General features: G+C 67.9%; 17 protein-coding genes. 9 read left to right on the top strand and 8 right to left on the bottom strand.

The window, feature by feature from the left end; translation table 11 throughout:
• The first annotated feature begins 17 nt into the window (after positions 1 to 17).
• From EGM71_RS11325 to EGM71_RS11305, 5 genes are all read left to right on the top strand, one after another.
• Positions 18 to 1,802 (top strand): DUF2341 domain-containing protein, encoded by a 1,785-nt coding sequence (locus EGM71_RS11325; protein ID WP_188485007.1) that lies wholly within the window; start codon positions 18 to 20, stop codon positions 1,800 to 1,802.
• Between the two features lie 10 nt (positions 1,803 to 1,812).
• Positions 1,813 to 2,226 carry an ExbD/TolR family protein gene (locus tag EGM71_RS11320; protein WP_005409874.1) on the top strand — a complete coding sequence of 138 codons (414 nt, stop codon included), beginning with the start codon at positions 1,813 to 1,815 and terminating at the stop codon, positions 2,224 to 2,226.
• Between the two features lie 39 nt (positions 2,227 to 2,265).
• Positions 2,266 to 2,931 carry a cell envelope integrity protein TolA gene (locus tag EGM71_RS11315; RefSeq protein ID WP_188485006.1) on the top strand — a complete coding sequence of 222 codons (666 nt, stop codon included), beginning with the start codon at positions 2,266 to 2,268 and terminating at the stop codon, positions 2,929 to 2,931.
• A gap of 42 nt (positions 2,932 to 2,973) precedes the next feature.
• On the top strand, positions 2,974 to 4,719 hold the full coding sequence (locus EGM71_RS11310) for a putative porin (protein WP_188485005.1): 1,746 nt from the start codon (positions 2,974 to 2,976) through the stop codon (positions 4,717 to 4,719).
• A gap of 97 nt (positions 4,720 to 4,816) precedes the next feature.
• Positions 4,817 to 5,146, top strand: a complete 330-nt coding sequence (locus EGM71_RS11305) for a hypothetical protein (protein WP_005409871.1) — start codon at positions 4,817 to 4,819, stop codon at positions 5,144 to 5,146.
• Positions 5,147 to 5,240: 94 nt separating this feature from the next.
• Here EGM71_RS11305 and EGM71_RS11300 read toward each other — a convergent pair whose 3' ends face one another.
• The 4 genes from EGM71_RS11300 to EGM71_RS11285 all read right to left on the bottom strand — a co-directional run bounded on the left by EGM71_RS11300 (position 5,241) and on the right by EGM71_RS11285 (position 8,039).
• Positions 5,241 to 5,639 (bottom strand): OsmC family protein, encoded by a 399-nt coding sequence (locus EGM71_RS11300; protein WP_188485004.1) that lies wholly within the window; start codon positions 5,637 to 5,639, stop codon positions 5,241 to 5,243.
• Positions 5,640 to 5,724: 85 nt separating this feature from the next.
• A complete protein-coding gene (locus tag EGM71_RS11295; RefSeq protein WP_188485003.1) occupies positions 5,725 to 6,366 on the bottom strand; it encodes a hydrolase in 642 nt (213 codons plus the stop codon).
• Positions 6,367 to 6,419: 53 nt separating this feature from the next.
• Positions 6,420 to 7,100 carry a hydrolase gene (locus tag EGM71_RS11290; RefSeq protein WP_188485002.1) on the bottom strand — a complete coding sequence of 227 codons (681 nt, stop codon included), beginning with the start codon at positions 7,098 to 7,100 and terminating at the stop codon, positions 6,420 to 6,422.
• 72 nt (positions 7,101 to 7,172) lie between these two features.
• Positions 7,173 to 8,039, bottom strand: coding sequence for a pirin family protein (locus EGM71_RS11285; protein ID WP_188485001.1), 867 nt, complete (start codon positions 8,037 to 8,039; stop codon positions 7,173 to 7,175).
• A gap of 150 nt (positions 8,040 to 8,189) precedes the next feature.
• Between EGM71_RS11285 and EGM71_RS11280 the strand changes: the two genes are divergently transcribed.
• Positions 8,190 to 9,116, top strand: a complete 927-nt coding sequence (locus tag EGM71_RS11280; RefSeq protein WP_188485000.1) for a LysR family transcriptional regulator — start codon at positions 8,190 to 8,192, stop codon at positions 9,114 to 9,116.
• Between the two features lie 26 nt (positions 9,117 to 9,142).
• On the opposite strand, the gene EGM71_RS11275 is transcribed toward EGM71_RS11280, so the two are convergent.
• The 4 genes from EGM71_RS11275 to EGM71_RS11260 are packed head-to-tail and all read right to left on the bottom strand — an operon-like array spanning position 9,143 to position 15,793.
• A complete protein-coding gene (locus tag EGM71_RS11275; protein ID WP_188484999.1) occupies positions 9,143 to 9,466 on the bottom strand; it encodes a DUF2149 domain-containing protein in 324 nt (107 codons plus the stop codon).
• Positions 9,466 to 9,942, bottom strand: a complete 477-nt coding sequence (locus tag EGM71_RS11270; RefSeq protein ID WP_188484998.1) for a MotA/TolQ/ExbB proton channel family protein — start codon at positions 9,940 to 9,942, stop codon at positions 9,466 to 9,468. The genes EGM71_RS11275 and EGM71_RS11270 overlap by 1 nt, the downstream gene beginning before the upstream one ends.
• The gene (cobN, locus tag EGM71_RS11265; RefSeq protein WP_188484997.1) at positions 9,939 to 13,847 is read right to left on the bottom strand and encodes a cobaltochelatase subunit CobN; all 3,909 of its coding nucleotides are present in this window, start codon (positions 13,845 to 13,847) and stop codon (positions 9,939 to 9,941) included. Before cobN ends, EGM71_RS11270 begins: the two co-directional genes overlap by 4 nt.
• A gap of 2 nt (positions 13,848 to 13,849) precedes the next feature.
• Positions 13,850 to 15,793 carry a TonB-dependent receptor domain-containing protein gene (locus EGM71_RS11260; RefSeq protein ID WP_188484996.1) on the bottom strand — a complete coding sequence of 648 codons (1,944 nt, stop codon included), beginning with the start codon at positions 15,791 to 15,793 and terminating at the stop codon, positions 13,850 to 13,852.
• Between the two features lie 185 nt (positions 15,794 to 15,978).
• On the opposite strand from EGM71_RS11260, the gene EGM71_RS11255 reads away from it, so the two are divergent.
• The 3 genes from EGM71_RS11255 to EGM71_RS11245 all read left to right on the top strand — a co-directional run bounded on the left by EGM71_RS11255 (position 15,979) and on the right by EGM71_RS11245 (position 20,826).
• A complete protein-coding gene (locus tag EGM71_RS11255; protein ID WP_188484995.1) occupies positions 15,979 to 16,482 on the top strand; it encodes an RNA polymerase sigma factor in 504 nt (167 codons plus the stop codon).
• Between the two features lie 82 nt (positions 16,483 to 16,564).
• Complete coding sequence (locus EGM71_RS11250) at positions 16,565 to 17,521, top strand: FecR family protein (RefSeq protein WP_188484994.1); 957 nt, start codon at positions 16,565 to 16,567, stop codon at positions 17,519 to 17,521.
• A gap of 182 nt (positions 17,522 to 17,703) precedes the next feature.
• On the top strand, positions 17,704 to 20,826 hold the full coding sequence (locus EGM71_RS11245) for a TonB-dependent receptor (protein ID WP_188484993.1): 3,123 nt from the start codon (positions 17,704 to 17,706) through the stop codon (positions 20,824 to 20,826).
• Positions 20,827 to 20,874: the final 48 nt, after the last annotated feature.

Here is a 20,874-nt window from a genome sequence, read left to right as displayed (position 1 = left end):
CTCCGGAGACCCTTCGCATGGACCGTTTGCTTTCCCGAGTGTTGCTGCTGCTGGCCGCGCTGGTTGCGTTGCCTGCTGCTGCGGCCGATGCCAATTGGTGGCAGGCCGAATGGAAGTACCGCAAGCCGATCACCGTCGACGCCGGCCCGCAGGGCGCGGGCCTGGCCGGTGACCCGGGCCGCACGCCGCTGCTGCTGCGCCTGCATACCGGCAACTTCGGCTTCGACGGCACCCAGGACGCGGGTAACGACCTGCGCTTTGTCTCGGGTGATGGCCGTACCGTGCTGGCCCACCAGATCGAACAGTTCGATCCCAAGCTGGGCCTGGCCCTGGTCTGGGTGGACGTCCCGGCGGTCAGTGCTGCTGCGCCACAGACGATCTGGATGTACTACGGCAATGAGAAGGCCCCGGCCAGCGGCAACGGCCAGCAGGTGTTCGATCCGGACTACACGCTGGTCTACCACTTTGCCGAGGCCAATGCGCCGGCACGCGACACCACCGCCTATGGCAACAATGCCGGTGCCGTGGTGCCGCCATCGGAAGGCTCGGTAATCGGCCGCGGCGTACAGCTGGGCGCGGGCCCGCTGCCGCTGCCGGCCAGCGCGTCGCTGGCGCAGGAAGCGGGCGCGCCGCTCACCGTTTCGGCCTGGATCAAGCCGGGCAGCAACAACGCGGCCCAGGCGATCTACGCGCGTCGCGACGGCGCGTCCGAGCTGGTGCTGGGCATCGAGAACCGCGTGCCGTTCGTGCAGCTCAATGGCCAGCGCAGCACGCCGGCGCAGCCGATTCCGGAAGGGCAGTGGGCGCACGTTGCACTGACTGCAGAGAAGGGCGCTTTGCAGCTGTACCTCAATGGACGCGTCGTTGCCCAACTGAGCGGCGAGCTGCCGGCGCTGGCCACCGCGCCGGTGGTGGGCGCCGATGCGCCGGGCGCGGCGCAGCCGCTGGCCAACTTCGAAGGTGCGCTGGATGAGTTGCGCGTCTCGCGTGTGGCACGTCCGGCCGCGCTGCTGCTGGCCGATGCCACCGCCCAGGGCGCCGACTCGCGCCTGATCAGCTACGGCGCCGACGAGCAGTCCGCCGGGCAGAGCCACTTCGCCTTCATCCTCAAGGCGATGCCGTTCGATGCCTGGGTGGTGGTCGCCATCCTCGGCCTGATGATGCTGCTGTCGTGGGCGATCATGATTGCCAAGAGCCGCCACTTCGGCCGTACCAGCAAGGCCAATGCGGTGTTCACCGAGAGCTTCGGCAAGCTGTCCGGCGTACCGCTGCGCACCCTGTCCGACATGGACCGCCAGGGCAAGGCGCCGACCGCGATGCACGATGGCTCGTTGTGGCGCATCTACCAGGTGGCCATCGATGAAATGCAGCAGCGCCACCAGCGCGACGGCAACAGTGGCTACCTCAGTGGCGCCACCATTGCGGCGATCCGCGCCTCGATGGACGCGGTGATGGTGCGCGAACAGGAAGCGATGGCGCGGCGCATGAACTGGCTGTCGACCACCATCGAAGGCGCGCCCTACGTGGGCCTGTTCGGCACCGTGATCGGCATCATGCTGGTGTTCGTGGTGGCGGCGATGGCCGGCGCGGTGGACATCAACTCGGTGGCGCCGGGCATGGCCGCGGCGCTGCTGTGCACCGCAGCCGGCCTCGGTGTCGCGATCCCGGCACTGTTCGGCTACAACTACCTGGGCGCGCGTGCCGAAGCGATCGGCGCAGACATGGCGGTGTTCATCGACGAGTTCGCCGCGCGCCTGGCCGAAGAGCAGGACGGGCGCGGCCCGGCCGCGGTCCAGGGCTGAGGGGCGCGCCATGGGCCAGAAGGCGAAGTTCGGCATCAAGAAGCGCGAGAAGGGCATCAACGTGACGCCCTTCGTCGACGTGCTGCTGGTGGTGCTGGTGATCTTCATCCTGACCAGCAACGCTTCCATCCCCGGCATCGAGGTCAACCTGCCGAAGGCCAGCAACAGCGTGGCGCTGGAGAAGCCGAAGACCAAGGCGATCACCATCGACCCCAGCGGCCAGGTGTTCCTGGATGCCTACCCGGTGACGATGGCCGAGCTGGAAGACCGGTTGCGGACCGAGCGCGCGACCACGCCGGATTTCCCGGTGATCGTGCGCGGTGATGCGCAGGTGCAGTACGCCCGCGTGGTCGAGGTGCTGGACCTGTTGCGGCGCCTCGAGCTGGCCCAGGTGGGCCTGGTCACCGGCAAGGCGCAGGGCTGAGGCATGACGGCCCATCAACCCCCTCGGCCGGAGCCCGGCATGCGCGGTCGCCCGTTGCTGGTGACCGTCGCGCTGGTGCTGGCGGCGGTGCTGGTGCTCGCCGTCGCGCTGTGGTGGCTGCTGTTCAAGGACACTGCCAGCACCCGTCGGCCGGTGGTGCAGCCGCCGATGCTGGCGCTGCCACCCCCTCCGCCCCCTCCGCCGCCGCCCCCGGAAAAACCACCGGAGCCGGAGACGCCGCCGGAAGAGACGGTGCCCGAACCGGAGCCGCTGGATCAGCCGACGCCGGCCGAAGAGCCGACGCCGACACCGGATAACAGCGATCCGGTGACGATGAATGCCGATGCGCAGGCCGGCGGAGACAACTTCGGCATCCAGTCCGGCAGTGGCGGCGGTTCATCCGGCGTCGGCCGTGGTGGTGCTGGCAACGCCACCTACGGTCGCTACCTGGGCTACCTGATGCAGCAGGCGATCTCGCGCGATGACAAGGTCAAGCGCCTGGCATTCCAGCTGCAGGTGAACGTATGGCTGGCCAGCGATGGCCGCCTGGAGAAGGTCGAGCTGGTGCGTGGCAGTGGCAACGAGGAGGCCGACGCGGCCGTGCTCGATGCACTGCGCCGCATCGGCAAGGTCGACCAGGCACCGCCGCCGTCGCTTGATTTCCCCGCCCGCGTCCTGATCCAGGGCCGCCGGCCCGGGGCCTGATTCCCGACCTCCGTTATTTCCCTTCTTTCGATGAGAACCGTGATGAACGACCACGTCCGCGCACGAACCGACTCCCGCCGCCCGCGGCCGGCCCGACGGGCGCTGCTGTGCTGCGCCGTGCTGCTCAGCCTGGCCGCCCCGGCCGGTGCGATGGCCGCCGAAACCACCATGGTCAAGCTGATCAAGGGCCTGATCGCCAGCGGTGCACTGAAACCCGAAGACGGCCAGGCGTTGCTGGTGCAGGCCGAGGCCGAAGCGGCAGCCGCCCAGCGCAGCGCAGCCACCGCGACCTCGACGGCCAGTGGTGGCGTGGCCCTGGAGGCCGGTGACGTGCGCGTGCCCTACGTGCCGCAGAGCGTGCGCGACGGCATTCGTGACGAAGTGCGCCAGGACGTGATGGCGCAGGCCAAGTCGGAAGGCTGGGCGGCACCGAACGAAGTGGCCGAATGGACCAAGCGCATCAAGGTCACCGGTGACATGCGCGTGCGCAGCGAGTCGCGCTTCTTCTCCGAACGCAACAGCGACATCGTGAGCAACTGGTCGTCGATCAATTCCGGCAACGGTTTCGACACCAACACCAACACCAACCTGCAGCTGCCGCCGCTGCTGAACACCCGCCAGGACCGCCGCAACCTGTGGCGCATCCGCGCCCGCCTCGGCATCGAGGCGATGATCGGGCAGCACACCACGGCCGGCGTGCGCCTGGCCAGCGGCAGCGGCAATGGCCCGGTGTCGACCACCGAGCAGCTGGGTGGCGGCCTGAGCAAGAAGGACGTATGGCTGGACCAGGCCTGGCTGGCCTACAGCCCGGCAGACTGGGTGACGGTGCGTGGCGGCCGCTTCGGCAATCCGTTCTGGACCAGCGACACGCTGTTCTCCAACGACCTCAACTTCGATGGCCTGGCCGCCAACCTCAAGTATGACTTCGACGGTGGCGACCTCGACCTGTTCGGCAACCTCGCGGTGGTGCCGCTGGAATACACCTCCGACAGTTCGCCCAGCCAGAGCCGGGTCAAGACCCCGAACGAGAACAAGTGGCTGTCCGGTGCGCAGGTCGGCGTGAACTGGCGTTTCAACGATGACAATGCGCTGCGCGCAGCGCTGGGTTACTACGACTTCAAGAACATCAGCGGCCGCCTGTCCTCGCCGTGCGCACTGTATGCGGGCGCGGTGGGCTGCGACACCGACTGGTCGCGCCCGGCGTTCATGCAGAAGGGCAACACCCTGATGCTGATCCGCGACATCGCGCGCAACCCGCTGGATCCGGCCAATACGCCCACCCCGCAGTACGTCGGCCTGGCCTCGGCATTCCGCCTGGCCACGCTGAACCTGCGCTGGGATACGCAGCTGGCCCAGGGCATCGGCCTGCGCCTGGACGGCGACTACATCCGCAACCTGGCCTACGACAAGCAGGCCATGTTCAGCCGCGCCAACAACGGCATCGTCAACAACTACGGCGCCGGTGGTGCCGCCAGCATCGATACCTTCCGCAGCGGCGACACCGCATGGATGGTGCAGGCCACCTTCGGTGCCACCGAGCTGAAGGAGAAGGGCCAGTGGCAGGCGCTGCTGGGCTACAAGCACATCGAGGCCGATGCGCTGCCCGACGCCTACAACGATCCGAACTTCCACCTCGGCGGCACCAACGCCCGCGGCTACTACGTGGGCGGTGCCTACGCGCTGGACGCGCGCAGCTGGATCAGCGGCAAGTGGATGGCGGCCAAGGAAGTGTCCGGTGCGCCGCTGTCGATCGACGTGTTCCAGCTGGAGTTCAATACCGGCTTCTGAGCGGCGGCGTGACGCGGTTCACGGAGTGCGTGGCGGGGGCGCAGCGATGCGCCCGTCTAAGGAAAGGAGACCACGCGTTGTTCAAAAGGAGGAGTGGATGAGCCGTCGCAAGCTGTTCGAGAGTCCCGAACCGTCCAGCCAGATGCTGGGTGTTGGACCGGCCTATGTTTCCGTCGAGGGCCTGCGCCAGCACCTGGCCGAGTTCCTGCTGTATGCGGGCCGGCCGGTGGTGATCATGCGCGGGCGCAGCGAAGTGGGCTATTTCCTGCCGGCGCGCTGCTGGCGCCAGCGTGACGATGATCCGCTGGCAGCAGCTGCTGCCGACCAGCTGCTGGACGCGGCCGGCTTCCAGGCCGAAGACATCCAGCAGGTGGAGCAGGAATTCAACGCGATGCGCCAGCGCACCGTGCTGCATTCACGGCGCTGAGCCTTCTGTAGAGCCGGGCTCTTGCCCGGCTTCCAGCCCAGGAGCTGAGCATGGACGTGGCTCTACAGTAGATCCACGCCATGCGTGGATGGGGTTACGCTGCCCCCCCACGCTCGCTGGTGATGCGTGCGCCTTCGCGCATCACCAGGGTCACCGGGGTCTTTTCCACCACCTCCAGCAGTCGCTGCCACTGCGCATCGCTCAGCTCGGCGCTAGCATGCAGCACGCGGTGCACGTGGAAGCGTCCATCCTCGTCACGTTCCGAGCGCAGCTCGGCATGGAACTCGCCCAGCTCCCAGCCCTTGCGCTGCGCGTACATGCGCAGGGTGATGGCGGTGCACGCCGCCAGCGAGGCCAGGTACAGGTCGAACGGTGCGAAGCCCTTGCCCTGGCCACCCAACGCGGCGGGCTCGTCCGCATCCACATCGAAGCTGCCGTTGCTGATGTGGTGCAGGTAGTTGTCGGCGGTCGAAACAATGCGTGCGTAGGCCATCAGGTTCTCCATCTGTCTGTAGCGCCGAGCCATGCTCGACTGCTTCAAAAGGCGGCGCAGGCCATCAACCCGCGCCGCCACGTAATCACTCGCTACGATCGTACGAGAACTGGATGCCCGCCGTACCACCGGTTTCGATGAAGAGGTTCATGAACGCGGGAACCGTTTCCGAACGGGCCCAGTCGCGCTGCAGTTCGCAGAACAGCTGCGGCACGCTGATCAGCTGGCCACCGGCCTGTTCGATGCGGCGCAGTGCCGCGTCGTGCGCCGCCAGCGAAGTGCCGCCGACGGCATCGACCACCACATACACCTCATAGCCTTCCTTCAACGCATCCAGCGCCGGGAAGGTCAGGCAGGCCTCGGTCCACAGCGCGGTCATGATCAACTTGCGGCGGCCGGTGGCTTCCACCGCCTTGCGGAACTCGACGTCTTCCCAGGAATTGATGGTGGTGCGGTCGTAGGTGGGGTAGTCACCCAGCACCTTGCGCAGCTGCGGGATCGGCGGTTTGTTCAGGCCGGTCTTGACGTTCACCGTCGAATGCACGATCGGCAGACCGTAGGCCACCGCGGCCTTGGCGGTGCCGACGATGTTGTTGACCAGCAATTGGCGGTCCATCGAGGCGATGGAGTTCACCTGCACCGGCTGGTAGTCGATGATGATGAAGGCGGAATTGTGCGGGGTCAGCAGATGATCGCTGGCCGGGTCGCGGATCGGTTCACTGGACATGATGGGTCTCCTGTTCGGGGGGCGTGCCGGCGATCGGCCGGCACGGGGGCAACTCAGCTGCGCTGCGAGTCCAGCTGTTCGTGGTTCTTCTGCACGTCCTGCGCCTTCAGGTAGCTTTCGATCAGCAGCTGGTAGTTCGGGAAGATCTTCGTGTAGACCTCGGCCCACTGCTGGGCATCGTCGCGGTTCCAGGTGCGCTGGATCTCCGAGGCCACCGCGGCGGTGTCCATCGGCACCACGCCGGCCTGCACCACGCGGGCCAGGGTGATCTCTTCGGCCATCTTCGAATAGGTGCCCGAGGCATCGATCACCGCGAACACCTGGTAGCCATCGGCGACGGCGGCGATCGACGGGAAGGCCATGCACACGCTGGTGATGGTGCCGGCAATGATCAGCTGCCTGCGGCCGGTGGCCTTCACCGCAGCAACGAATTCCGGGTTGTCCCAGGCATTGATCTCACCCTTGCGCGCCACGTACTGGGCATGCGGGGCCGCGTCGTGGATCTCCGGGATCAGCGGGCCGTTCGGGCCCTGCGGGACCGAAGCGGTAGTGATCACCGGCATCTTTGACAGCGTGGCCATCCTGGCCAGCGCGGTGGCGTGGGCGCGCACGGTGGTGAACGGCAGGTCACCGATGGTCTGGAACAGGCCGCTCTGGTGGTCGATCAGCAGCATTGCGGCGTTGTCCGGATCGATCACCGGGCGGGCACCGTTGAAGTTGGCGGGGGTACTCATGGTCAGGCTCCTGGGGAAGGTGGGCGATGGCCCGGTGGCTGCGGCGGGTCGAAACCCGCCGCGTTGAAGTGTTCAGTGCGCGATCCGGCCGAAGCGGCCGCTGTTGAAGTCGTTGACCGCCTGCGCGATTTCGGCCTGGCTGTTCATCACGAACGGGCCGTAGCCCACCACCGGCTCGTCGATCGGCTCACCGCTGAGCAGCAGCACGGTGGCGTCGCTGTCGGCGTCGACGAACACGTCCTCGCCGCTGCGGTCGAAGGTGACCAGCTGCGCCTCGCCAACCGGCTGGCCGCCGTTGATCCGCACCGTGCCCTTCAGCACCACCAGCGCCAGCGTGCGGCCCTCGGCCACCAGCAGTTCGGCGTGGTGGCCCTGCTGCAGGCGGATGTCCCAGACATCCATCGGCGTGTGGGTGCGGGCCGGGCCGGCGTGGCCGTCGAAGCGGCCGGCGATGACGCGTACGCGGCCGGCGCCATCGGGCAGATCCACTGAGGGAATCCCGGCGTCGAGCAGGGTCTGGTAGCCCGGTGCGCCCATCTTGTCGCGCGCCGGCAGGTTCACCCACAGCTGGACCATGTCCAGGGTGCCGCCCCGCTTGCTGAATTCCGGCGTGTGGAATTCCTCGTGGAGGATGCCGGAGGCAGCCGTCATCCACTGCACGTCACCCGGGCCGATGGTGCCACCGGCGCCGGTCGAATCGCGATGCGCGACCTCGCCCTCATAGACGATGGTGACGGTCTCGAAACCGCGATGCGGATGCTGGCCGACCCCGCGCGGGGTATCGCTGGGGGCGAAGGTGTACGGGCCGGCATAGTCCAGCAGCAGGAACGGGCTCAGGTGCTGGCCGTGGGTGTTGTAGGAAAACATCGAGCGGGCGGGGAAGCCGTCGCCCACCCAGTGCGGGCGGGGGGCGCTGTAGGTACCGGTGACACGCTTCATGGCGATCTCCTGGCCGGGGTTTCCGGCCGCTGTTCTTCGTTGCGAAGACGATATCGCCGTGACAATTGGCCCGGTAGACGCCAATATTTGCCGTCATAGTCCTATCTGGTGAACAATGGTCGCAGGCCATGGGCCGCAGGAGATCGCCCCGTGTTCATCGCAGATATCCGCCGTTGTGACCTCAACGACCTGTTCTACTTCGCCATGGTGGTCGAGCACGGCGGCTTCTCGCAGGCCGGCCGCGCACTGGCCATGCCGAAGTCGAAACTGAGCCGGCGCATCGCGCTGCTGGAGGAACGGTTGGGCGTGCGCCTGATCCAGCGTTCGACCCGGCGTTTCTCGGTCACCGAGGTCGGCCAGGACTACTACCGCCATTGCAAGGCAATGCTGGTCGAGGCCGAAGCGGCCGAAGAGGCGATTGCGATGTCACGCGCCGAGCCGCGCGGCACCATCCGCCTGGCGTGCCCGATCGCGATCCTGCATGCGCGCATCGGCACGATGCTGGCCGATTTCCTGGCCCTGCACCCGCAGGTGACGGTGCAGCTGGATGCCACCAACCGGCGCATCGACGTGGTGGGCGAGGGTGTGGACGTAGCGATCCGCGTGCGGCCGCCGCCGCTGGAGGACAGTGACCTGGTGGTGCGCGTGCTGGCGCGCCGGGTCTGGTGCACCAGTGCCAGTCCGGCGCTGCTGCAGCGGCTGGGCACGCCACAGGTGCCGGCCGATCTGGCGATGATGCCGACCGTCGATCTGGCATCGCCCAGCCAGCAGCATGTCTGGGAATACACCGGGCCCGACGATGTGCTGGCCAGCGTGCACCACCGCCCGCGGCTGGTCAGCGATGACATGATCGCGTTGCGCACCGCCGCGGTGGCTGGAGTGGGCCTGCTGATGCTGCCGCGGATGATGATCAGCGACGAGCTGGCCAGTGGCGCGCTGGTGCCGGTGCTGCCGGAATGGGTGCCCAAGCACGGCATCGTGCATGCGGTGTTCCCGTCGCGACGGGGCCTGCTGCCTGCGGTGCGTGCGCTGATCGATTACCTCGCCGAACGCTTCGAGGCGCTGGAAGAACCGTAGATCCTCCATCCATGCATGACGTGGATCTACCGGGCCGGGGCGGTTCCCTCCGGCACATACACCATGCGCCCATCCGGCAACCGATAGGTGACGCCGGCCTTGACTCCGCCACCCTCGCCGATCTCGCCGGTGGACTGGTAGCGGGTCAGTTCCTCGCCCTGCTTGATGGTGATGCGCATGTTGGCCTGGCCGGGGTTCTCGATCACGGTCACGTCCTGGCTGGTGAACGGATTGAGTGGATTGCGCACGATCACGATCATCAGGATGCCGGTGACCACCAGGAACAGGTCGATCAGGTTCACCACCGACAGGATCGGGTCGTCGGCTTCGTCATCGTCCAGGAAGCGCATCACTGCGCCTCCTGCAGGCGCTCGAACATGCGCAGTTCCTGCAGCAGCCAGCGCCGGCGCACGGTCAGCACCAGGTAGGTCAGGCTGGCGGCGACCAGGGCCAGGATCACCGACGAGAACGCCACCACCATATTCTCGCCCACACCCTGCGCGTCGCTGCGGGTCAACGCCAGCAGGGCAGGTCCCATCGGGATCATGGTTGCCACCAGGCCCAGCATCGGTGCGGTTCGCGAAACGATGCGCAGGCCTTCGAGGCGCTTGAGGATATGCAGTTCCAGGTCGTCACTGTTGCCGCCGTGGCGGGCCTGCCAGGCCAGCAACTCGGGGCGGTGGCGGCCGCGCCGGCGCTGCAGGCCTTCCCACAGGAAGGCGCCGAAGCTGAGGAAGGCGTAGGCCAGCGACAGCAGGATCAGCAGCAGGACCGGTGCCAGGAACAGGTGGGAGAGATCGTAGAGCGTGGATTCAAGCGCGTTCATGCGGAAGCCGTGGTGGAAGGGGAACGGGACGGGCGGGCGCGCCGTGCGTTGCGCCGGGACTGCAACACGGCGCCTGCACCGAGCAGGGCCAGCAGCACGGCGAGCGCCCAGCGCGTGGCAGGCGCGTGCGGGGCCGGCGGCGGCACCTGCTGCATCACCTGGCCACGCACCTGGGGCGAGGCGGCGGACGGTGGTTGCACGGTGGCGGGTTGTTGGGCAGCGGTGGCCGCCGCTCGGGTTGAGGGTGTGGCAGCCGCCGCGCGGCCGAGCCCATAGCCCGGATGCACCTGCGCCGGCGCCGGTTCCGATGTCGACGACGCCTGCAGCTGCTGCAGCCGCGCCTGCAGCTCCGTGCGGGTGCGGTCATCGGGTTGCCAGTAGCCGCGCGTGATCGCTTCCTGCAGGCGCTCGATCATCTGCACCTGCGCGCTGGCGTTGTGCTGCTCGAACCACTGCGCCAGGCCCAGCTGCCGGCTGTCGCGCACGAAGGTGTCATGCACCGCCTGCCACTGGTCGGCGCGAACCGTCTCTGGCGCGGTCACCTGCCAGCCGAACAGATTGTCGACGTTCTTCAGCACTTCCAGCGTGCCGGCATAGCCTTCGGCCTGCATCGCACCGATCCATTGCGGGTTGAGCGTCTGCGCGCGCAGCTCGTCGGCGAGGAAGCGTGCGGTGCTGCGCGTGCGCGGTGCCGGTTCGCGCAGGTCGGAGACGTACAGCGCCGGGCTGGCGCCATCGAGGTGGCGCACGGCCAGCGCCAGCCCGCCCAGGTACTCGAAGGGATGGTCGGTGCTGAGCAGCCCATGGGTGTTGGAGGAGCGCGACAGTACCGCCGCCTGCACGCCGCGCAGCTGTTCGGCGAACAGGTTGCCGCCGGGCAGGGTGGTTGCCTGGCCATCACTGCCGTAGCCGTGCTGCAAGCGATCCAGGAAGCCGCTGGCCAACGCTGCATCGTCCTTGCCCGCCGTGCCGCTACGCGCCAGCACAGCATGATTGAGGCCGCTGCCGTACTCGCCGGGGGCATTGCTGAAGATGCGCAGGCGCGACAGACGCTGCGCCTGCTCCGCAGGAATGCCGTCGCGCTGCAGGCGCTGCTGCGCGGCAATTGCATTGCCGGCAATCGGGTTGCCGGACGAAGCCGGCATCGCCGCCAGCTGCTCGATGGCGCCGGCCAGCAGGCGCAGGAACGGATCGAACTGGTCGCGGTAGACGCTGGTGGCCTGGATCACCACATCGATGCGCGGGCGTTGCAGTTCCGCATCGGGCACGATGTCCAGGGCGATCACCTTGCCACCACTGTCCCAGCGTGGGCGCAGGCCCAGCGCGTGCAGCACCTGTGCTTCGAGCACGCCGAGGTGGCGGATGGCCTCGCTGGACCACAGGCTGATGGCGAGCTTGCGCGGCAGCTGCCCATCGTGATCATCACGATAGGCCTGCAACAGCTGCTGCAGGGCGAGCTCGCCGGTGTCGAACGCCGCGCGGGTGGGAATGCGGTCGGGCTCGAACGCGAACAAGTTGCGGCCGCTGCGCAGTTCCGGCGTTCGGATCGGATCGCCGCCGGCGCCAGGCTGCACGAAGCCACCGCCCAGGCCGTGCAGCAGCGATTCGATCTCCTGCGTATCGGCCAGGGCAGCATCCAGTTGCACGGCACGCTGCAGCGCTGCGCGCAGATCGGGGTTGGCGACGCTGCTGATCGGCGCACCTTCGCGCAGATGGTGCAGCAGCGTGCGATAGCCGAGGCTCTGCTGGATCTGCCGGTAGTCCACCGCAGTGGCCTCCATCGGATCTTCGCCCAGCGCTTTCAGATAGCCCGGGCCCAGCTGCTGCATCACCATCAGCAGGCGGTGCTCGGGCGAAGCCGGCTGACCGAAGGTATGCAGCCCCAGCGGCAGATTGCGCCGTGCCAGCTCATGCAGGTGGTCGTGCAGCACCGGCAGGAAGCTGTCGAAGCGCGCCTGCATGTCCACTGCGCTCCAGCCCAGGTCGGCGGCGATGCCACTGTCAGTGGCCAGTGTGCGCAGGCGTGCGGCGGTGGCATCACGCACCGGTCCCTGGTCCAGCTGCTGCAGTTCGTGCACCACTGCGTGCAGGTCGCGCAGCTCGTCGTACAGCCCGGACGGTGCGAACGGCGGGGTCTGGTGGCTGACCACCACGGCACGGCCACGGCGCTTGGCCTGGATCGCCTCGCCGACGTTGTCCTGGATGTACGGGTAGAACACCGGCAGCTCGCCCACCGCCAGCCACGGATAATCAGCAACCCATAGGCCGCGGTCCTTGCCCGGGGTCCACTCCTGTGTGCCGTGGGTACCGAAGTGGATCAGCGCATCGGCCTTCCACTGCTGGCGCAGGTACAGGTAGGCGGCCAGGTAATAGTGGCTCGGCACTGACGCCATATCGTGGGTGGCTTCGCCAACGCGGCCCGCGCGGGGCGGCTGCGGCATCAGCAGCAGGTTGCCCAGGCGCAGGCGCGGCAGCACGAACACGGCCTGTCCATGTCGCTGGCGTACTGCGGGGTGGTGTGCAGGGTCGCCCCACTGTGCGCGCAGTTCGTCGCGGCGCGTGGCGGGCAGGGTGGCCAGCCAGCGGCGGTAGTCGGCCACCGGCAGGGTATCGGCCAGCCCGGCATCGAGCAGCGCGTCCAGCCGCTCCGGATGGTAGTAACCACCGAGCAGCGCCTGCAGCTGCTCGATCAGGGTCGTCTCATCCACCGGCTGCGTTGAATACCCGGCCTGTGCAAGCCGTGGCAGCAGCGCCTCGATGCTGCGCGCCAGGTTGAGATGCGACGCGGACAGGTTGCGTTCGCCGTCCGGCGCGTTCCAGAACAGCAGCGCCACGCGCTTGTCGGCCGCGGTGGTGTGGCGCAACGCGGCCAGTCGCTGCAGCTTGGCGGCCAGTGCATCGATCTGTTCGGGAATCGGCTGCAGTTCGCCAAGCGCATTGGCCGAGACCACGATCGGATCACTGGCGCCCCAGGTCTCGGGCACGGCGACGAAGGTTGCCAGCGTGGCCATCGGGATGCCGGTGGTCGCCGCGCGCCAGTCATCCGCATCGCCTTGCCTGTGGTTCAGGGCCTGCAGCACCGGCACGTCCAGCGCGGAAAACTCGGCGGCACGTGCGGTACCGTTCTGCAGATGGGTCAGGTTGACCAGTGCATCCACCTCGATGCCGCGCAGCGTCTGCTGCAGCGCGTTGTCGGCGGCGGCATCGAACCAGACCCCGAACAGCGCGACTTTGCGTGCGCGCCCGGCCTCGATCAGCGCGTCCAGCACCTGGGTCTGCATGCTGCTGAGCATGCTGCCGGAAACCAGTACGGCCACTTTCGGCCACGACGCCTGGCCATCGCGCTGCCACTGCGCCTGCAATGCCTGCGGGCTGTCCAGCCACTGGTCGCCGCGGGTGCTGTAGCCGGTGGCCGGCAGTACCTGCGGCAGTGGCAGTTCGTCGGTCCCGGTACCACTGCGCCAGGCTAGCAGGTAGGCCGCCAGTGTGCGGATGTTGGCCTCGCCACCGTTGCCGTAGTAGCCGGCGATCCTGCGCGCCACATCGGCGGGCAGGTGCCCGGAGTCCGGGGCGCCGCCACCCACGCGCAGCCACGGCACCTTGCCGTTCTGCAGGGTGACATCGACCACCGCCCTGACCTGTTCGACATCGGTCGGTCGCGGCGTATCCAGCAGCACCAGGTCGGCGCCCGCTGGCCAGTCAGCGGGCAGCGTGGTCGCCGGGTCCACCACACGTTGCCGGAAGCGCACCCCTGCCGGCGCGCCCAGTGCATCCAGGCGGGCGATCCTGCCAGGCAGCACGAAGCTGCTGCTGACCACATCCACCCGCAGAGGTTCGGGCTCGGCACGGGCCGATGTGGCGAGCAGCAGCCCGCCAAGCAGCAGCCATGTCCACCCGCTGCGCATGGTCAGAACGCCAGTTCGATGCCGGCATGCACGTAGCGGCCGGTTTCCGGATAGGGGTACAGCGCGCCGGTTTCGTCCAGGCGCTTGTCGGCCAGGTTGTCGATGCCGGCCACCACGCTTACCGCCGCGGTCACGCGCCAGCGTGCATCCAGCGACCACAGCCAGTAGTCGGGCAGGGTCACCTGGCTGCTGCCGGCCACCTGCTGCTGCGGGCCGATGTACTCGCCGCGCACGGCGGCCTGCAGCGGTCCGCGCTGCCAGTTCAATGCGGTGGCGCCACTGCGGCGCGGGCGTTCCGGCAGCCACAGGTCGGTCTGGCGGTCACGCGGGTCCAGCCAGCTCCAGTTCGCCTCGAAGGACAGGTGCTCGCTGATTGGCGCGGTTCCGGCCAGCTCAAGGCCACGGATGCGGGCCCGGGCCACGTTGGTGTAGTTGCGCAGTTCGCGGCCGCGCACGCCACAGGCGCGCACGCAGGTGGTCTGGATCAGGTCCTTGAGCTCGTTCTGGAAGGCTGTCGCCTGCAAGGACCAGCGCTGCTGCTGCCAGGCTACCGACAGTTCGGCACTGGTGTTCTGCTCCGGCTTCAACTGTGGGTTGCCGACAATGGTGAAACGCCCACCGCCGCCCACCGCGGAGTACTCCGGCGACAGCTGCTTCAGGCTCGGCGCCTTGAAGCCGCTGCCGATGCCGCCCTTGATCGTCAGCGCTTCGGTGGCATGCCACACCGCATACGCACGCGGGCTGTGGTGCCAGCCGAACTCGGGATGGCGGTCGCCGCGGCTGCCGAACACCAGTGACAGCGTGTCGCTGACCTGGATCTCGTCCTGCACGAACAGCGCGCTCTGGTCCGATTGCAGGTGACCACTGCGCGCGCCGGCCGCGTCGTCCAGTTCCTGGCGCCGCCATTCGCTGCCGACGCTGACGCGGTGGCGTGCACCCAGCGCAACGGTGGCGCGCGCATCGACGATCTGGTCGGTCAGCTGCTGTGGACGCGAGGCCTCGCCGCGGTCGCGACGGTTGTCGCGGTCCAGCGTGGCACGGTAGGCACTCACCCGGGTTTGCCCCCAGTCCCACTCGCCCTGGTGGCTCAGCGTGGTCTGGCGGCGACGGATGTCATCGATGGTCTCGTAGACGTAGGGTGCGGCGCCGGCCTGCAGCGCATGGCGACGACGCTCCTCGCTGCCCTGCAGGTGCGACAGGTCGATGCGCTGGTGTGCGTCCGGGGTCCAGGTCAGTACCGCGCGGCCGGTGTTGGCACGGCGTCCCTCCTGTTCGTTCAGGCGGTCGTCGGTTGGATCGCGGGTAGCGTCCTTCTGCCGGTGTTCGGCAAACACGCTCAGGCCCAGCGTGCCGGGCAGCAGTGCGCCACCGGCGTAGAAGCCGGCCTGGGCAGTGTTGCCGCCGCGGTCACCGCCGACCACGCCGGCGTTGTAGACCAGGTTGCCCTGCCAGTCGTCGGTTGCGCGGCGGCTGATCACGTTGACCACGCCGCCCAGCGCCTCCGAACCGTACAGCGAGGACATCGGGCCGCGTACCACCTCGATGCGTTCAATCGCCGCAGCCGGCAGCCAGCCCAGGTCAAAGTCCGAATGGGCGATGGCATCGGCTGACGCACTCACGCGCTGGCCGTCCAGCAGCACCAGCGTATAACCCGGGTCCATGCCGCGGATGCGGATGCCACGACGACCGAAGCCAACTCCGGCCACGGTGACGCCTGGGCTGCCGCGCAGTGCGTCGGCAAGGTCCAGTACCGGCCGCAGCTGGATCTGTTCGCGGGTGATCACGCTGATGGAGGCGGGTGCGTCGCTGGCCAGGCGGTCGGTGGCGGTGGCGGTCACCACGACCGGGTCCAGCTCCGAAGGGGCGTCGGCCGCTGCTGCCAGTGCGGGCGCCAGGGCAAGGAGGATCGCACCGGGCAGCCGGCGGGCAGGGGCGGAACGGGACATGGGAAGGGGTCGCTGTAAATGTGACGATATAACATAGCATCGTCTTCACGAAATCTTCATAGGCCGAAGGTCCTGCTCCTGGCGACATCGCTGAACAGGGGTGCGGTATCGCGGCGGGGCGCCTACAATCCGGGCTCGGACCGTCGCCATCACGCCCATCATTCCCCGGTCCGGCCTTGGCACCTATGTCTCCCAATGCCCTGGCGCTGGTCGAGCTGCTGATCCGCGAGCGCCGCGCGTTGTCTCGCTTCATCGCGCGCTATCTCGACCCGGCCAGTACCGAGGACACCCTGCAGAACCTGTACCTGAAGGCCAGCAGCGTGCCCGGCGATCCGCCCATCCTGGAGCCGCGCGGCTATCTGTACCGGATGGCCTATCACCACGCGCTCAACCGCAGCCAGGCCGACGCCCGCGAACGCCGTGCCATGGCCGAGTACGCCGTCGACATGGCCGAGGCAAGCCGTGATGGCGAGGCGCAGGCACTGGACCAGGCGCAGCTGCGCGAGATCACCCAGACCATCCTGGCCCTGCCGGCCCAGGTGCGCGAGTGCTTCGTGCTCAACCGCTACCTGGGTTTGAGTGAGCGTGAAATCGCCACGCGCCTGGGAATCTCCAAGAGCCTGGTCGGCAAGCATGTGCTGCGCGCAGCGCTGCTGATCCAGCAACAGCAGCAGGGAATGCGTCGATGAGCGGCGATTACCGTGGGCAGATCGCGCCCGCCGTTGTCACAACAGGAAAGCGCACCCGTTCGTGGTGCGGCAGGCCACAACCATGACCACGTCCGAACCCTCGCCGCGTCAGGCCAGGCAGGCGTTGCGCTGGGTGATCCGGTGCAGTGCAGGCCCGCTGCCGGAACGCCAGCAACGAGCCCTGCAGCGCTGGCTGCAGGCCGACCCTCGCCATGCGCTGGCCTGGCGCCAGCAGCAGGTCTTCTGGCAGCGGTTGGACGCTGCCGGGCCGGAGGTGCTGGCCGCGCTGCCAGAGCTGACCGCAGATCGGCAGGGGCTGCGACCGTTCGCACCGCGCCGCCGCCTGCCGTGGCTGCTGGCTTCGGCCGCGGCCGCGGTGCTGCTGGTCGCGGCCGCACCGCACGCGTTGCTGCTGGCGCGCAGCGACGTGCGCAGCAGCGATGCGCCGCGCGTTGTGCAGCTGGACGACGGCAGCACGGCGGTACTCGATGCCGGCAGCGCGCTGGCACTCGCGTTCGATGGCCAGCAGCGGCGCGTGCGCCTGCTGCGCGGGCAGGCCTGGTTCCAGGTGGCGCATGAGCAGCGACCGTTCCAGGTCGAGGCCGGCGGTGGCCTGATCCGCGATATCGGTACGGCGTTCAGCGTGTCGATGCAGGGCGCCACGATCACCACCGAAGTCAGCGAGGGCGTGGTCGATGTGCACCCGGGCGATGGCAACGTGCAGCGCCTGCGAGCTGGGCAGCTGCGCGCGTTCCGTGACGGGCACTGGCTGCAGCCGCTGCAGCAGGCCGCGCCGGAGGCGATGGCGCCGTGGCGTCGCGGTGAGGTGGCGATCGACGATCTGCCCGCCGCGCAGGCCATCGCCGATCTCGGCCGCTACCGGCGCGCCCCGGTCTGGGTGTTGGGCGGGCAGGGCGCACGCGTGCGGGTCAGTGGCCTGTTCCATCTGCAGCAACCGGAAACGGCCATCGACGCCGTGGCCGCGCAGGCGGGACTGCGGGTTCAGCGCTTACCCGGTGGTGCGTTGCTGGTGTGGTGAAGCACCTGCGGAACATGGATGAACCAACCGCATGAAAAAACATGAAAAAACCGTGGGCAGTCGTCGCACCCCGCTGTCTATAGAGGTATAGCCAGAGCGAAACAGCGTTTCTCCTCAAGCCAGACACACCACCGGGCACCGGACGTGCCCATGGTCCCGCCCCGCTTGAGGAGTTCCTGTCCATGCCGTCCACGGCATCCGCCTGTCACCGTCGCGCTACCGTCCTGGCCCTGGCCATCTCCTCTGCATTGCTGCCGCTGGCCTGGGTGCCGGTCGTGCAGGCGCAACCGGCGATCGTCGCGCCGCTGCGCCAGTACACCATCCCGGAACAGCCCCTTGCTGATGCTGTGCGTGCCTTTGGCCGCCAGGCCGATGTGCAGGTGGTGTTCCGCAGTGATCTGGTGGAAGGTCGCCGTTCCAGCGCGGTGAGCGGCGAGTACAGCCAGATGCAGGCCCTGCAACAGCTGCTGCGCGGCAGTGGCGTGCGTGCGCAGCGCGGCATGGATGGCACCTGGAGCCTGCGCGCCGCAGCGGAGGCGGGGGAAGGGGAAGGGGTGCGGGTGACCGAAACACTGGACGTGGCCGGTCGCCTGCAGTCGGAAGGGGGCGAGGCCCGCGATCGGCGCGGCTACGATGATGTGTTCGCGCTGGACCTGACCACGGCGTATTCGGGGCGCGACCGGGTGGAGCGCTACCGCGGCTCCAACCCGGCCGACGTGGTCAAGGATCTGGTCGGTGTGTTCAGTGGCGATGCGCGCAACAGCGGCGCGCTGGACATCAACATCCGCGGCATCCAGGGGCCGGGGCGGGTGCCGGTCAGCATCGACGGTGGCGAGCAGGCGCTCACGGTCTGGCGCGGCTACAACGGCGTCAGCAACCGCAACTACATCGATCCCAACCTGATTGGTGGCATCCAGGTCATCAAGGGGCCAGGGCTGGTGCGCGATGTGCGCAGCGGGATCGGTGGTGCGCTGGTGATCAAGACCATCGACGTCGATGACATCGTGGAAGCGGGTGAGCGCTTCGGCGGGGAGCTGAAGATTGAAGGCAGCAGCAATGCGGTGGCGCCGCGCCTGCCTCGCCTGCACACCGGCGAGGATTACCGCACGGTGCCGGGGTTCCCGCAGGGCTCGCCGAACTCGCCCTACGACGACCGCACCCTGGTGGTGCCGGTGAAGTCGCGCAGTGGCAACAACCCCTTCGATGGCGAAGACCAGGCCTGGCGCCTGGCGCTGGGCGTGCGTGGCGACAACGTCGACCTGATGGCCGCCTATGCCTGGCGCAAGCGCGGCAACTACTTCTCCGGCAGCAAGGGCAGCGGCTACTACGACCAGGACCCGCGCGAGCAGTTCGAGTACCAGGGCATCGACTACATCACCACGCTGGCGCGCTACTTCAAGCCGGGCGATGAGGTGCCCAATACGTCCAGCGAACAGGAATCGTGGCTGGTCAAGGGGAGCTGGCAGATCAACGACGACCAGCAGTTGAAGGCCACCTGGCGGCGCACGCTGTCGCACTATGGCGAGATCATGCCGTCGCGCATCCTGTCGGCGCCGGACTATGGGCGCATCCAGTGGCCGCTCAGTCGGGTCGATTCCGATGCGTGGAACCTCGAGTACCGCTTCCAGCCGGCCGGCAGCCGTTGGCTTGATCTGTACGCCAACCTGTGGCGCACCGAGACGGACAGCGATACCTACACCGCCGGTGGGTTTCCCAATTTCGCACCGGGTAATCCGGCGTGGAATCCCGGGGTCAGCCCGATCCTGCGCAACACCGCACTGGCCAATGCGCGCAATGACCGTACCGGGCTGACCCTGAGCAACCGCTTCGCGCTGCATTCCACGCTGGACCTGACCGTGGGCGGCAACTGGCAGTACGAGAAGCTGGGTTCTCGCGACCCGTACTTCGGCACGACCGATGGATGGCGCATGTTTCCGCGTGCTGGCCGGCGCCAGGAGGGCGAAGGCTATCTCAACCTCGAATGGCGTCCGGTCGATTTCCTGACCCTCAACGCCGGCGTGCGCTACAGCCGTTACTGGGCGTTCGACGACTTCCTGCAGGCCCACCCGGAGCTGCTGACCAAGGGCGTGGGCAGCAAGGAGGCCACCTACCGGACCAATGAGCTGCCCGAGCGGCCGGCCAGCCTGCAGGCGGAGATCGATGCACTGGAGGCCGAACGCGAGTTCTGGGAGAGCATCGGCATGGGTTCGGTGATTGACGATGCACTGCATGGTCTGCTGGCGTACTACGAGACGCCGCAGGCGGTGGAACACCGGCTTCCGTGGTTGCCCGATGCCAATGGCAACTATGCCCGTGCGACCAACCCCTGTCTCAACGGCGTGGTGGCGGGCATACCTGGCGTGCTGCCGATCTACCCCGGCAGCGACCTGGTCTGCAATATCGGCAACACCATGCAGTCGCGGCCGGTGGATGGGCGCAATGACCGCCGCCGCGATCACGCGTGGTTGCCCACTTTCTCGGCCACGGTGAACCTGTCCAAGGCCGCGCGCGTCTACCTGCGCTACAGCGAAGCAGTGCGCTTCCCCAGCATGTTCGAAAGCACCATCGCTTTCTCCAGTAGCCTCAATCCGCTGTACACGCTCAAGCCCGAGCATGCCTACAACTACGAGCTGGGCTACGTACACAACCTGTCGGGCCTGTTCGGAAACACCGCCGATGCCGACGTCAAGCTGGCCTATTACGTGCACAAGACCCGCAACGTAATCGAGCGCGACGCCTACTTCCTGTTCGACAACATCGACAAGCAGACCATCCGCGGCATCGAGCTGCAGGCGCGCTTCGACAACCGGCGCTTCTTCACCGACCTGGGTATTTCGCGCACGCTGGAAAACGAGGTGTGCGACGAAAGCACGGCCGTGCTGCTGGATGCCAACCGTGGCCTGGTGCCGAACTGCGTGCAGGACGGTTTCGTCAGTGGCTACCTGCTGACCCAGGCGATTCCGAAGTTGTCGGTGAACCTGTCGCTCGGTACGCGCCTGTTCGATGAACGGTTGGAACTGGGCAGCCGCATCGTGCACTACCAGCGCCACGAAAACCCCGATCTACAGGCCTACCGCGACCGGTTGCTGGCAGGTGGCAGCAGCCTGCTGTGGCAGAACGTGCCGTTCACCTGGGGCAACATCACAACCGTCGATGCATACGCGCGCTGGCGCTTCAACGAGCACGCCAGCGTCGAGCTGGTGGGCAGCAACCTCGGCAACCGCTACTACGTCGACCCGGCCACGCGCTCCACGCTGCCGGCGCCGGGCCGCACGCTCAAGCTCGGCATCACCGCGCGCTTCTGACCTCCCGCTTTCAAGCGTTGTACCCGTAGTTCCCACAACCCAAGGAGC

This window comes from Stenotrophomonas maltophilia (assembly GCF_006970445.1).
GTDB lineage: Bacteria > Pseudomonadota > Gammaproteobacteria > Xanthomonadales > Xanthomonadaceae > Stenotrophomonas > Stenotrophomonas maltophilia_AU.
Note: the sequence above shows the minus strand (reverse complement) of the source record. Positions and strands in the feature narration are given on the sequence as shown.